This is a genomic window from Anaerococcus sp. AGMB09787, assembly GCF_022808955.1.
GTDB lineage: Bacteria > Bacillota > Clostridia > Tissierellales > Peptoniphilaceae > Anaerococcus.
In genome coordinates, this window is the sequence record NZ_JAKZEY010000012.1 from 54,656 (window position 1) to 69,015 (window position 14,360).

Consider the following 14,360-nt stretch of genomic DNA (forward strand, 5'->3'; position numbering starts at 1 on the left):
ATGAAAAAATATACTAGACAAAGATTAATTTTAGACATAATTCAAAATAATGATGTAAAGACTCAAAGCCAACTTTCAGAACTTCTTAAAGAACATGGAATTAATGCGACCCAAGCGACAATTTCTAGGGATATCAAGGAACTAAGGATTTCTAAAGTACAAAGTGATGATTATGACTATAAGTACACAGTAGTTGATAATGACTATGATAGTTTTACTGAGAGAATGGAAAAGATATTTAAAGAATCAGTACTATCAATCGAGAAGTCTAACCAACTTGTTGTGATAAAGACTATTTCTTATTGTGCAACAGTTTGTGGTGCCTATATAACAAATGAAAAGCTAGACAATGTAGGTGGTATAGTAACAGGTATTGATACTATATTTATTTCTCCCGTTGATGGAGAGAAAATTGATATACTAGTGGAAGATCTTAGGAGTTTGATTAAATAATGTTAGAAGAGTTATTTATCGATAACTTTGTAATAATAAAACGAGACCATATTTTTTTCGAAGATGGGTTTAATGTATTAACTGGTGAAACTGGTTCAGGTAAGTCCCTTATATTTGAGGCTATTAACCTAGCCTTGGGCAAGAGGGCTAATAAGGACACTATTGGTAAGTTTTCTGATAAGACTCTAATCGAGGCAGTATTTGAAGTCGAAGAAGACCTTAAGGATAAGCTCTATGATATGGGCTTTTCTTTTGATGATGATAACAAATTAATAATCACCAGAACTATTGGCAAGAAGTCTTCATCTGTAAGAATCAATGGCCGTATGGTTAGCCTTGGCCTTCTAAGAGAGCTTTCAGACCTATTGATAGATATCTATAGGCAGGGCGATAGTAACTCCTTTATGAATTCGTCCAACTACGTAGATCTTATTGATGAATATACCAGGGATAAGGAGAGCCAGGAATTACTGGATGAGCTTTATGGACTAAATAAGGAAAGGGAAGGATTCTTAGAGAGATTTTCCCATATCAACCTAAGTGATGAAGAAGTTAGGAGGGAAAAGGACCTCCTTAATTATCAAATAAATGAAATTGAAGATGTTGATATCTTTAATATTGACGAAGAAGCTATCAACATGGAATACCAAAAGTTAAATAGTGTAACTTCTATTATAAATATTACCAACAAGATTAAGGAGATGATCGATTCTTCTGACTTTACTACCCCATCGGTTACCGCCTACATTAACGAAGCTATATCAGACCTGGATGAGTTTACCTCTATGGATAATAAGATTGAAGATATCTACCAAAGGCTCATCACCTTATCTGATGAAGTAAATGACTTATACAATGACTTGGACTCCTATGAGATGAACTTAGAGCAAGACCCAGAAAGGCTTTATGAGCTTGAAATGATTAACCAAGCAATATTTTCCCTAAAGAGAAAGTATGGGTCAAGCCTCGATGAGATAAGGACCTACTATGAAGAAATTAAATCTAGGAGGTCAGAGCTTGAAGATATAGAAGATCTGAGGTCAAATATCGATAAGGAAATCTCTAAAATTGATAAAAAAATGGAAAAAACTGCAAGCGGGCTTTCTAATATAAGAAAGAAAAAGGCCAAAGTCTTAGAAGATGAGATAAATGATGCCATAAGAGAACTTAATATAAAAAATGGTAACTTTAAAATCTCCTTCGATATAAAAGATTCTATCAACAACAAGGGCCTCGATAACATAGACTTTCTTATAGCAACCAACAAGGGAGAAATCCTCAAGTCCCTATCAAAGACTGCATCAGGTGGAGAGATTTCTAGGATTATGCTAGCCTTCAAGGAAGTTTTCTCAGATTCTGATAAGGTAGGTACTTTAATTTTCGATGAGATTGATACGGGTATATCCGGTAGAACTGCTCAACTAGTAGGGGAGAGAATCCTTAAACTATCGAAAAAGAGGCAAATTATAGCTATAAGCCACCTTCCACAGATTGCATCTCTAGCAAGTAATCATATATTAATTAGCAAGGAGGATCTTGATTCCTTTACTATTTCTAAGACTGAAAGAGTCGAGGGGGCTAATAGGGTTAACGAAATTGCAAGACTTATAGGAGGAGTAGACATAACTCCAACTACTATAGAATCATCAAAAGAAATGTTGAAAATGGCGGAGGATTTACGAAATGCAAGATGAAAAATTTTATGAGAAACCAATCAAATCTGATACTATATATGACGGTAAAATTTTAAAGCTCAGGGTAGAAACTGTAGAGTTAGCTAACAAAAAATATTCCAAAAGAGAGATAGTTGATCATCAAAAGGGTGTTGGAATTATAGCCCTTGATGGTGAAGATAAGCTATGGATGGTTAAGCAATACAGGAGAGCTATCGATAAGGTAACTATAGAAATACCAGCAGGTCTTGTCGAGTCAAACGAACTACCAGTAGAGGCTGCCAAGAGAGAACTCCAAGAAGAAGTAGGGTTTATTCCAAATGATATATCCTACCTCTTTGATATGCATGCTTCCCCTGGTTTTACCAATGATAAGTTGTCATTTTTCCTAGCCCAAGATTTTTCTGAATCCAAGCTTGACCAAGACGAAGATGAAAATGTCGAGGCCTTTTCTATGGAAATTGATGAGCTTTATAATATGGTAGAAAATGGCAAAATCACAGACGCCAAGACTATTATAGCTATTTTGTATGCTATAAAATTAAAAAATGAGCGATAAGCTAAATATTGAGCTTGAATCCTTTAGTGGGCCCTTTGACTTGCTATTAAGTCTAATAGAGAAGAAGAAAATTGATATTTACGATATAGCCCTGGAGGATATTACAAATTCATATCTGGAAGAAATTAATAAGCTTTCAGATATAGATAACCTTTCAGAATTTATCTATATAGCTTCAATTTTGTTAACTATCAAGGCCAATAAACTCACTCCAAAAGAAGAAAATGAAAATCTAGAGGAGGAATTTATCTCTTACCTTATAACCTACAAGAAGATAAAGTCGGTAGAAGACGACTTGAAACTAATGGAAGCAGAAGCGAGGAAGATTTATTCTAAGTACCAAGAAGATCTGAGTCAATTTGAAGTGTATGATGAAGTAAAAATAGAGAATGATATAAATATTCTTAAAACTAAATTCGAGAAGGTCCTCAAAAACCTTGGCAAGAAAAGTCCTAAGCCTTTTTTTGAGCCTACTAGGATTGAAGATGTAAATGAATATGTCGAGAAAATAAGAAAGACTTTAAACTTTGCCAAGACTCTAAGACTTGATAATATTACCACAAGAATAAGGTCAAAGTCTGAGTGCATAGCGACATTTCTAGCCTTGTTGGAACTAGTAAGGCTTAGGGAGATAGAACTTGAGGAAAAAGTTGAGAATTCTTTTTTTGTGATTAAGAGGTAGGCATGGACAAGAATTATTTGAAGGGACTAATTGAAGAAGTTTTATACATATGGGCAGATCCTATAGATATAGACGATCTATCAAAAATTATCTATGACTATGAGAAAAAAGATATAGAAGAAGCTCTGATTGAAATAAAAAATGAGAGAGATGAGAGACCTTCTGGCTTAGTCATTAGAGACTATAATAAGGCCTACAAATTTACAACCAGGGATGAGCATAACAAGTATTTCGAAAAGGTTGTAAAAAAGAGCGAGAAAAAACTTTCTTCTTCAGCCTTGGAGACCCTATCAATTATTGCCTACAAGCAACCTATAACCAGGGCCGAAGTTGATAAAATCAGAGGAGTTAACTCCCAGTCATCCATTGATACCCTTCTTGATAAGGACCTCATAGAAGAAAGGGGCAGACTTGATAAGATCGGTAAGCCTATTATCTATGGGACAAATACAAATTTTCTAGAATATTTTAATATATCTTCCCTGGACGACCTCCCAGAAATCGACTTTACTAGTGAGGAAGAAGATGAGGATTAATAAATTTATAGCCAAAAGTGGAATAACTTCCAGGAGGAAGGCTGATGACCTAATTAAAAATGGCCTTGTTAAGGTAAATGGACAAAGGGTAAGTGAGCCTGGACTTGATATAAGGGATGATGACCTGGTGGAGGTTAATGGCCAAGTAATAGGCATAGAAGAGAAATTTTATATCAAGGTCTATAAGCCAGTTGGCTTTATTACGAGTAATTATGACCCCCACAATGACAAAGACCTAAATGACTTGGTCAAGGTTGACAAGAAATTTTTTGCGGCAGGGAGGCTTGATAAGGATAGCGAGGGCCTACTTATAGTAACTAATGATGGTGACTTCACCAATAATATAATCCACCCGAGGCAAAAACTTGATAAGGAATATATAGTAAAAGTTGATAAAAAATTAAGTAAAAAAGAAGAAGATCTTTTCCAAAGAGGCATAGATATAGGTAGGGGTGAAATAACCTCAGATGCTAGAATTAAGCTTTTAGATCCTAGAGAAAATACCTACCGAGTAATAATTCACCAGGGATTTAATAGGCAGATTAGGAGGATGTTTGGATATTTTAATTCAAAGGTCTTAAGCCTAAAGCGTATCAGGATTGGAGAAATAAATATTTTTGATATGAAGCCCTATGAGAATAGGTATTTTGATGAAGAAGAGCTTAGTTTTGTTAAGAAAATCAAGGGATAGAAAAGGTCTATTTTTGTGGTGAAATTTATGGCAAAAGTTGGTATCATAGGTGCAGGTCCGGCAGGAATATTTGCAGCTATCAATATTAAAAATTCAAATAATGAAGTATATTTATTCGATAAAAATGACAAGATAGGTAGAAAGCTCCTCCTTACAGGCAATGGAAGGTGTAATATAACTAGTGGGAAAGTCTATGATGATTTTTTGGACCATATAATTAGAAACAAGGACTTCCTCTACTCTTCCTTTTCGACCTTTGATAACTTCGCCATGATAGATTTTTTAAATAGGAATAAGATCGAAACCCTGATAGAAGAAGATGACAAGGTCTTTCCTAAGTCTATGAAGGCTAGTGATATTGTTAATTTATTTGAGGAACTTATAAGAAAAAAGCAAGTAAAATTTCTAGCCAATACCAAGGTCTTTTCAGTAAATAAGGATGGTAGGTTTAATCTAGAAACTTCTAAGGGTCAGATGGAATTTGATATCTTAGTAATAGCTTGTGGTGGCCTATCCTACCCAAAGACTGGATCTAGTGGAGATGGCTACAAGTTCGCCAAAAGTTTTGGTCACACTCTAATAGAACCTCTACCATCCCTTTGTCCTCTTTATCTAAAGAAGACTTTACCAATTAAGGCATTAAGTTTATCAGATATAGAGATAAGGGCCTATACAGATGATAAAGTCTTTAGTGAAGTGGGGGATATCTTACTCACACCAAACTTTATCACAGGCCCTGCCGCTTTGAGGCTTCAGGCTAGGGGAGCGAGGTCTAGAATTACTAAGATTTCTATTGACTTTAAGAGGAATATTGATGACCTTGATAGGATTCTTATTAATTACTTAGATAAAAATCCCAAGAAGGCGATAGGTAATTCCCTAAAGGGCTTTTTAACTGAAAGTCTGATTGAAACTTTGTTAGATGAAGTGCCAATAAGTAAAAATAAGCCTTCAAATCAAATTACCAAGGAGGAAAGGAAAAAACTTGCCTCCCTAATAAAAAATTTCACATTAGAAACTAGAAAAAATATAAACTTTAATAGCGCTGTTGTAACATCAGGTGGGGTTAAAACCACCGAGATTAATCCCAAAACCATGGAGTCCAAACTTGTAGAGGACCTATATTTTGTCGGCGAAGTCATAGACATTGATGGACTAACAGGAGGCTTTAATTTGCAAATAGCCTTTACAACAGCCTATAGTGCAAGTCTTGCTATAAAGGAGAAATTATGACATATATTATTGCTTTAGATGGGCCGAGTGGGTCTGGTAAATCCACCCTGGCTGACCTACTTAGCAAAAGATTAAATATTGAATACCTGAATACTGGATCTATGTATAGGGCAGTAACAAGAAGGTTCTTGGAGCTAAATATAAAAGAAAATGAAAATGATAAGATAAGGGAAGAACTTGATAATATTAGAATGGATATCAATAAGGGGAGAATCTTCTTAAATGGTAGAGACCTTACCGATATGCTAAGAGATGAAGAAGTTACTGCCAATGTTTCTTGGGTAAGTGCCAATAAGGATGTCAGGGAAAAATTAGTAGACCTCCAAAGAAATATAGCAAAAGATACCTCCTTTATCCTAGATGGTAGGGACATAGGAACTGTAGTCTTTCCAGATGCAAGATATAAATTCTACGTAACAGCATCCCCTAGGGTTAGGGCTAAGAGACGTTTTGATCAAAATGAGCTAGCCCAAAGCCTAGATGAAATTGAACAAGCCATAATAAAGAGGGACGAGTACGACTCTAATAGGGAAATAGCCCCTCTTAAAAAAGCAGACGATGCAATCCTTATAGATAATTCAGACTTAAATATTGAAGAAACAATAGATTTGATTATGAAGAAGATGGAGCTATGATATGCTTTATAATTTTTTTGTTGCAATTTTAAAGGTTATTTTATTGCCATTTTTTAGGGTAAGGGTAGATGGAATAGAAAATTTGAAGGAAGATGAAAACTTTATAATCTGTGCCAACCACAAGTCAAACTTTGATCCCTTTCTCTTGGCCCTAGTCTTACCAGTTAGAATACACTTTATGGCTAAAAAAGAACTCTTTGAAAATCCCTTATTGGCAAAACTTTTAAGTTCTGTAGAAGTATTTCCAGTAGATAGGCATGGAAAAAATATGAAATCCCTTAGATTCTCTTTGAAACTTGTCAAAGAAGGGAAGACATTGGGAGTATTTCCAGAAGGAACTAGGGTAAAGGAGACCAAGAGGGAAAATATGAAGGAGGGGGTAGCCTTCTTATCCTTAAAAGGTAAGGCAAATATCTTGCCAGTAGAGCTTATATCTACCTATAAACCCTTCAAAAAATCCTACATCCATGTCCATGAGATGCTTAGGGTAGAAGATTACTTGCACCTTGATAATAAAACAGCCATGAAAAAAATCGAAGATGATGTATTTGAAGCCATCTATAAAGACCATTATGTAGAGGAAGGGGAAAATAAATGGAAATAATAATAGCAAGGTACTCGGGTTTTTGTGGGGGAGTGAGAAGAAGTGTCAACCTCGCCAATGAATCAATAAAAAATAATAATGAGGCCTATTGCGTTGGTCCTTTGGTTCATAATCCCCAACTAGTAGAAAATTTTCAAGAAAAAGGACTCAAAGTAATTGATAAAGATGAGGCTCTTCTATTAAAAAACTCCACGATTTTAATAAGGGCCCATGGAGAAAGTGCAGAATTTAAAGGAAAACTCCAAGAAAACAACAACACCGTAGTAGATGCAACCTGTCCCCATTTGATGAATATTTATGATAAGATTATTCAGAAAGAAAATGAGGGCTACCAGGTAATAATTGTTGGAGATAAAACGCATCCTGAAATTATTGCTATGGACTCTTACTTAAAAAACGGTATAGTTATATCAGATGAGACTGAAGCAAAAAATGTAAAAGGATATGTCAAACTTTATGTGGTAAGCCAAACTACAAATAGGTTTGATTATTTTTATGATATTGCTAACAAGTTAAAAGAAAATAATGATAGTGTAGTAATAGAAAACACAATATGCAAGGCAACTGAAAATAGGCAACAGGCAGCCAAATCCTTAAGTGAGGAAGTTGATTGCATGATTGTAGTTGGTGGTTTTAATAGTTCTAATACGAATAAGCTTTATCAAGTAGCTAAAATGAATTGTAACAATGTTTTTAGGATTGAAACTGTTAATGAACTACCTTTGCAAAAGCTCTCTAAATTTAAAAAAGTAGGAATAATCGCAGGTGCCTCTACACCTGATGAGATTATCGAGGAGGTAGTAAGTAGTATGGATGAATTCACAAAAGAAGAATTTATGTCAAGTCTAGAGGATAGTTTGAAGAAGGTATACCCTAAGGAAATAGTAAAGGGTACTGTAATTGATGTTAAGGAAGATGAGGTATTCGTTGACATCCAATTCCGTGCTGATGGTATCATCAAACTAGATGAAATGACAGAAGAAGAAAGAAAAAATCCAAAAAACAACTTTAATGTAGGCGATGAAATTGATGTATATGTTATCAAACTAGATGATGGTGAAGGTAATGTATCTCTATCAACAAGAAGAGTCAAAGGAATGAAAGCTTGGCAAGAACTAGCTGAAAAAGCTGACAATGAGGAATTAGTTCGTGGTGAAGTTGTAGGAGCTAACAAGGGTGGACTAACTGTTAATGTAAATGGAATTAATGGTTTTATTCCTGCAAGCCAAATCGCAACATATTTCGTAAGGAACTTCAAGAAATTTGTCGGAGAAGTTTGGGATCTTAAGATTATATCTATCGATGAAAGAAAAAATAGACTAGTTCTTTCTAGAAGAGAAGTAGTTGAAGAAGAAACTGATGCTAAGTGGGAAGACCTAGAAGAAGGTCAAGTGCTTACTGGTAAGGTTGCTAGACTAACTGACTTTGGAGCTTTTGTTGAAGTTAATGGTCTTGATGGTTTACTTCACGTATCAGATATAGCATGGTCTAGAGTTGAACAACCTTCTGATGTTTTAAATGTTGGAGATGAAATCGAAGTTAAGATTCTAAGACTTAACAAGGAAAAGAATAGAATATCTCTTGGACGTAAACAACTTCTAGAAAAACCATTTGAAGCTTTTGTAAATCAACACGAAGTTGGTAGTGTTGTAACAGGAAAAGTTGTTAACCTACTAGACTTTGGTGCTTTTGTAGAAGTTGCTGATGGAGTAGAAGGTCTTGTTCACGTATCAGAAATTTCTTGGGACCATGTAGAAAAACCATCTGACGAACTAAATATTGGTGATGAAATCGAAGTTAAGATCATAAGCATCGACCGAGAAGAAGAAAGAGTTGGATTGAGCATTAAGGCTCTAAAGGAAGCTCCAGAAAGACCTGAGAGAAGACCTAGAAGAACTCAAAGAAATCAAGAAAGGCCAAGAAGAAGAGTTGAAAGAGAAGAATCTAACAACCTAGGTGATGATGATTTAAATAACAACCTTGGCAATCTCTTAGAACAAGCTCTATCTGATAAGGGACTTCTAGACAACGACGAATCTTCTTCTGAAGAAGAATAAGTTAAAATATAATAAGTAAAGGGATGGATTTAATATTCATCTCTTTTTTTATGATAGGAGAATTATGGAAACACTAAAAGAAAAGTATAAAGATTATTTTAAAGGCAAAAAATATAATATAACGACCTTTGGCTGCCAAATGAATGAACATGACAGTGAAAGAATCTCTTATATCTTAGAAGATTTGGGCTACAAAAAAACTGATGACAGGAAGGAAGCAGATTTTATCTTATTTAACACTTGCTTGGTAAGAGAAAATGCAGAATTAAAACTATATGGACAAGTATCATCTCTCAAAAAACTAAAGGCCGAGAACCCTGACAAAATAATCAGCGTATCTGGTTGTATGATGCAAACCTCTACTGCCAGAGAAGTAATTGTAGGTAAGCATGATGAGGTTGACCTGGTATTTGGTACAAAGAACATCAACTCCCTTCCAGATTTAATCTATAGGTACCTTGAAACAGGGGAGCGTGTTGTAGATATTTCAACAGATGATGTAAAAGATGATTTTGTTGAATATAATAACAAAAATGACTTCCAAGCCTATGTCAATATAATGAGGGGCTGTGATAACTTCTGCTCCTATTGCATAGTTCCACAATCAAGGGGTAGGGAAGAATCAAGAAGACCATCTGCAATACTTGCAGAATGTGAGCATTTGGTAGACCAAGGATTTAAAGAGATAACCCTCCTGGGACAAAATGTAAATAGTTATGGGAACAAGGCTGACTTTGATATGACCTTCCCTGAACTACTTGATAGGATAAGTAAGATTGAAGGACTAAAAAGACTTAGATTTACAACAAGCCACCCTAAAGACCTATCAGATGAGCTAATAGAAGTTATCAAAAATAATGACAATATCTGCAAGTTCTTCCATTTACCTATGCAGTCAGGTTCATCTAAGGTCCTAAAAGATATGAATAGGAAGTACAACCAAGAAAAATACCTAGAAAGGGCCAAGAAATTAAAGAGTGAAATACCAGATCTTGCACTTTCTACTGATATAATTGTGGGCTATCCTACTGAAACAGAAGAAGACTTTGAAGAAACCCTTAAGGTTTGTAGGGAAGTAGGCTTTGACCAAGCCTTTACCTTTAAGTATAGTCCTAGACCAAAGACCAGGGCAGCTAAACTTGAGCCAATTGATGATGCTATAGTTCAAGATAGGTTTGATAGGCTCCTTGATACCCTTTATCCAACTTTCAATGAAAAAAATAAGAAATATATAGGAAAAACTGTAGAGGTCTTATTAGAATCAGAAAGTAAAAATAATGATGAAGTCCTAACAGGTAGGACTGATACCTTCAAGCTAGTCCATGTAAAGGCGGATAAGTCCCTAATAGGTAGCTTTGTAAAGGTAAAGATAACTGATAATACATCATTTACTATTACGGGAGAATTAGTAGAATAAAGATACCCTTTGATGGTAGTTTTTTATGAAAAAGTTTTCTAGAAATGTCTATATATCAATGGTTTATATAGAATGTTTTTTATTCTTTTATTTAGACCTACTAAGTGTTAAAATTGAAAAGTATCAAGAAAGGACTTGTTATGAAAGATGTAAGCGTAAAAGCAAAAGCAAAAATGGGAAAGCTCCCCACAAGAGATCTATACGATAAGTTGATTTCCGATACGTCATTAGAAAATAAAAAAGAATTATTAAATCATAAGTATCCTTTTTTGAAAAATGTAAATACGAAGAAGGAGATGGAAGCAGGATTTTTTAATAATTTCTATACAGAGCTTAGAAGTATAGATTTTTTTCTAGGAGGTATTGAAAGTCAATTTTTCAAAAATTATTTTTCAATATATGAGATCTACCTAATTCAAAAAGTTATCCAATCTATAGTTCATCATAGACTGGAAAAAAATATCCTGAATTTGCTCCATGATCCTTTTTCTAAAAACCTCCATATCAAAATTGATATGGACCTTAAGGATTTTATAGAAAGTCTTAGTGCTAGCCGTTATTATAGGACCCTGCTTCCCTTTGTTAACGAAAATATGGACGAAGATGCCCTAATCTTTTTATCATCTAATGCCTTAATGAAATTTTATTATAGGGATTTATTGAAACTTTCTAAGGAATTTAAGGGGAAGGAAAAGTCTTGGATAAGAGAGCTCTTGGGTGAGCAGATTAACCTAGCTAATTTTGAGATGGTCTTTAGGCTCAAAAAATTCTTTAATTTAAATAATAATGAAATATTTAATTATTTAATTGAAGGAGGCAGGGGATACAATGCCAAGAGACTAAAGGAATTAGCCAATATACCCCTTGATGACTTCTTGGATAGACTTAATCAAAGTAAGTACAAGGGGATATTTGATAGGGCAGAATTTTCTCATATCAAAATTAAGGAAAGAATGGCAAAACTTTATATGTCTGAAATAAGAAAGCAAAGATCTGACATTCTTTATGTAATTTCTGTTATGAGTTTAATCCGTATCCATTATGAGAGCTTGGTAGGTATTCTAGAAATAGATGAGACCTTGTCAATGTCGGACAGGTATGATTTAATAATAGGAAGGTAAGTATGGCTGTAGAAAAAATGTACCTAGTTAATATAGCATCTCACTTAGAAAATCTGGATGATTTTTTGGAAGATGTAATTAAGATAGGTGATATAGAGGTTGTTGATGCCTTTAATCAATTAGCATCAAGATCTTTTCAAATAAGGGCAACTAGGGAGAATGTAGAACTTACAGAAGATGTTTCAACAATTTCATCTTTTGATAAGGACAACAAAAAAGCAAGTGAGAACCTAAGGGTCATTAGTGATCTTTTTAATGTAGCTGATGAGAATGTAAGGGATAAGTATATCTCTAAGGAAAATGTCCAAAAGATTTACTCAATCCTAGAACCCCTAATTGAGAAAAAAGAAGAGCTTATTAAAGAGCGTGAGAAGCTAATGGCCTACAAGGAAAACTTGGAGAGTCTAGCTAGCTTTGGAATTGATATAAAAAAACTTAATAATCTAAACTACTTCGATTACCGATTTGGTGACGTAAGTAAGGATGGAAGATTCATATTAAAAAATAATTATGAAAATCTACCATCTTTAATTTTACACCTAGATAAATCTTTGGATGACTTATCTCTTGGCTATTTAAATCAAATCATAGCCCTAGATGAGGAAACTACAGATCTTAGGGATGCTACAGATAAGATTATAGAAGATGAGAAGGAAAACACCCTAAGGCTTCTAAATGACTATAATAAAGAATATCAAATAGAAGCCAAGAAAAAGAGTGAAGAGATTTATATCTCTATTTTAAATGAAGCTGAACAAAAGGGAGAGGAAATTTATAAAATCTACAATGAAAAGAAAAATGACCTTGACAATAAGTACAAGGAATTTAGGGATATCATAGTAGATGAAATTTTCGATTCAATAGTTAAAGGAGGGGATATATAATTGGCAGATAAGGTTATAAATAGCGATAGCAAAGAAAATTATTTGTTAGTTTATCCTAATAAGGTTAAAGAAGATATTAATAGAGCTATAAATACCATGGGTTTTATAGACAAGGAAACTCCTGAGACCTATGATCTTGAAACAGTAAATAAAAAATTGGAAGAAACTAATAAGGAAATAGAAGAACTAGAAGAAGAAATTGAGCGATTTAAGAGAGAAAATCTAGATTTGATGGAAGAAATTCCCTACACCATTGATTATTATGATAAAAGCTCAGCCCTCAAGGAAAAGATGGCCAAGGGAGATAAGTATTTTTATCTATCCGGCTGGGTTCCAGAATCCAGGGTAGATGATTTTGAAAAGCTCGAAGAAAAATATGACCACACCAAGGTAAATGTAGACGATAAGGTTGTTAATAAAAAGCCACCTACCAAACTTAAGAACAATAAAATATTTAGGCCTTTTGAGTTTTTGGTAAATATGTACGGGTCACCAAATTATAATGAAATAGACCCTACTCCATTTTTTGCAATAACCTATATGCTCTTGTATGGAATGATGTTTGGAGACTTGGGCCAAGGGCTAGTTTTTGTAGGACTAAGCTTTTTCGTTGACAAAATCAACAAGGTATTTGGTCAATTACTTAGAAGAATTGGTATATCTGCTTCGATCTTTGGTCTTATGTACGGATCGTTTTTCGGTATAGAAACCCTTATACCTACCCTACTTATTAAGCCATTTGACAATATTATGACTGTCCTAGTTGCATCAGTTGCCTTTGGTTTAGTTCTTATGATTATATCCTATATATTGGGAATTTATAACAAGGTAGTCAAGCAGGAAAATATTGAAGAGGGAATCTTTGGTAAGGAAGGTCTTGCAGGCCTTATGATGATGATTTCCTTTATCCTTATTATCTTAAATATAGTAGGGGTAAATCCTCTGCCAATGGGGTTAGGATTTGGATTATTGATTTTATCAATTGTTATGATTATCTTTAAACAACCGATAGCAAGAAGGCTCACCAAAACTCAACCCCTTTATGATAGTCCTAAAGGAGACTACTATGTAGAATCGTCCTTTTCTATTGTAGAAGCCTTGCTTTCTGTATTTTCAAACCTAGTTTCGTTTACTAGGGTAGGGGCCTTTGCAATAAACCACGTGGGACTTTATATGGCCTTTGAGGTTATGGCAAATCTTGCCGGTGGTGGTCTAGTCGGTACAATTATTTTGATATTGGGAAATATTTTGATTATAGGACTTGAAGGAATGATAGTATTTATCCAAGGCCTAAGACTAGAATTTTATGAAATGTTTAGCAAATATTATGAAGGAAATGGTCGTAAATTTAGACCAATCAAGGAAAATTAAGGAGTTTGTATGATTGTAAAAATAGCATTATTAGCACTAGCTGTTGTCATTATGACAATTTATTCAGGTTTATACTTATTAAAGAACAACGATGATCCATCCAAGGCAAAAATCAAAAAAGCCTTGAAGTTAAATTTATTTACTTTCGTGCCAATTATGGTAATGGTAATAGTTTTACTCTTCCCTACAGCAAGCTCAAGGGCAGCAGAAGTAGAGGCAGCTGCAGCAGCATCAAGTGATGGACTTAAATATATAGGAGCAGCCCTTTCAACTGGTCTTGCTACAATAGGTACAGGTTATGCCGTAGGTACAGTAGGTTCAGCAGCCCTAGGAGCTATTAGCGAAGACCAATCTATACTTGGTAGAACAATAATTTTCGTAGGTCTTGCTGAAGGTATAGCTATCTTTGGTGTAATCATCTCTATACTTATTCTTTACGCATAA

Annotated in this window: 15 protein-coding genes; all 15 read left to right on the forward strand. The window is 34.4% G+C overall.

Features of this window, described 5'->3' with window-relative positions:
- Positions 1-453, forward strand: coding sequence for an arginine repressor (argR, locus tag MUN42_RS03785; protein ID WP_243343051.1), 453 nt, complete (start codon positions 1-3; stop codon positions 451-453).
- Positions 453-2,147, forward strand: a complete 1,695-nt coding sequence (gene recN / locus MUN42_RS03790) for a DNA repair protein RecN (RefSeq protein ID WP_243343052.1) — start codon at positions 453-455, stop codon at positions 2,145-2,147. The genes argR and recN overlap by 1 nt, the downstream gene beginning before the upstream one ends.
- Positions 2,137-2,685, forward strand: coding sequence for an NUDIX hydrolase (locus tag MUN42_RS03795; protein ID WP_243343053.1), 549 nt, complete (start codon positions 2,137-2,139; stop codon positions 2,683-2,685). The genes recN and MUN42_RS03795 overlap by 11 nt, the downstream gene beginning before the upstream one ends.
- Positions 2,675-3,367, forward strand: a complete 693-nt coding sequence (locus MUN42_RS03800; RefSeq protein WP_243343055.1) for a segregation/condensation protein A — start codon at positions 2,675-2,677, stop codon at positions 3,365-3,367. Before MUN42_RS03795 ends, MUN42_RS03800 begins: the two co-directional genes overlap by 11 nt.
- Before the next feature lie 2 nt (positions 3,368-3,369).
- Complete coding sequence (scpB, locus tag MUN42_RS03805; protein ID WP_243343056.1) at positions 3,370-3,903, forward strand: SMC-Scp complex subunit ScpB; 534 nt, start codon at positions 3,370-3,372, stop codon at positions 3,901-3,903.
- Positions 3,893-4,594: a pseudouridine synthase gene (locus MUN42_RS03810; RefSeq protein WP_243343057.1), complete on the forward strand. Its 702-nt coding sequence runs from the start codon at positions 3,893-3,895 to the stop codon at positions 4,592-4,594. Before scpB ends, MUN42_RS03810 begins: the two co-directional genes overlap by 11 nt.
- Positions 4,595-4,621: 27 nt before the next feature.
- Positions 4,622-5,827: an aminoacetone oxidase family FAD-binding enzyme gene (locus tag MUN42_RS03815; protein ID WP_243343058.1), complete on the forward strand. Its 1,206-nt coding sequence runs from the start codon at positions 4,622-4,624 to the stop codon at positions 5,825-5,827.
- A complete protein-coding gene (cmk, locus tag MUN42_RS03820; protein WP_243343059.1) occupies positions 5,824-6,462 on the forward strand; it encodes a (d)CMP kinase in 639 nt (212 codons plus the stop codon). The genes MUN42_RS03815 and cmk overlap by 4 nt, the downstream gene beginning before the upstream one ends.
- A 1-nt stretch (position 6,463) precedes the next feature.
- Entirely contained in the window at positions 6,464-7,066 is a 603-nt protein-coding gene (locus tag MUN42_RS03825; RefSeq protein WP_243343060.1) for a lysophospholipid acyltransferase family protein, read from the forward strand.
- Positions 7,057-9,123: a bifunctional 4-hydroxy-3-methylbut-2-enyl diphosphate reductase/30S ribosomal protein S1 gene (locus tag MUN42_RS03830; RefSeq protein WP_243343061.1), complete on the forward strand. Its 2,067-nt coding sequence runs from the start codon at positions 7,057-7,059 to the stop codon at positions 9,121-9,123. Before MUN42_RS03825 ends, MUN42_RS03830 begins: the two co-directional genes overlap by 10 nt.
- 64 nt (positions 9,124-9,187) lie before the next feature.
- Positions 9,188-10,540, forward strand: coding sequence for a tRNA (N6-isopentenyl adenosine(37)-C2)-methylthiotransferase MiaB (miaB, locus tag MUN42_RS03835; RefSeq protein ID WP_243343063.1), 1,353 nt, complete (start codon positions 9,188-9,190; stop codon positions 10,538-10,540).
- A gap of 140 nt (positions 10,541-10,680) precedes the next feature.
- Positions 10,681-11,661 (forward strand): V-type ATPase subunit, encoded by a 981-nt coding sequence (locus MUN42_RS03840; RefSeq protein WP_243343064.1) that lies wholly within the window; start codon positions 10,681-10,683, stop codon positions 11,659-11,661.
- Between the two features lie 2 nt (positions 11,662-11,663).
- Positions 11,664-12,545, forward strand: coding sequence for a hypothetical protein (locus MUN42_RS03845; protein ID WP_243343065.1), 882 nt, complete (start codon positions 11,664-11,666; stop codon positions 12,543-12,545).
- Positions 12,546-13,916 (forward strand): V-type ATPase 116kDa subunit family protein, encoded by a 1,371-nt coding sequence (locus MUN42_RS03850; RefSeq protein WP_243343066.1) that lies wholly within the window; start codon positions 12,546-12,548, stop codon positions 13,914-13,916.
- 9 nt (positions 13,917-13,925) lie between these two features.
- Positions 13,926-14,360, forward strand: a complete 435-nt coding sequence (locus MUN42_RS03855; protein WP_243343067.1) for an ATP synthase subunit C — start codon at positions 13,926-13,928, stop codon at positions 14,358-14,360.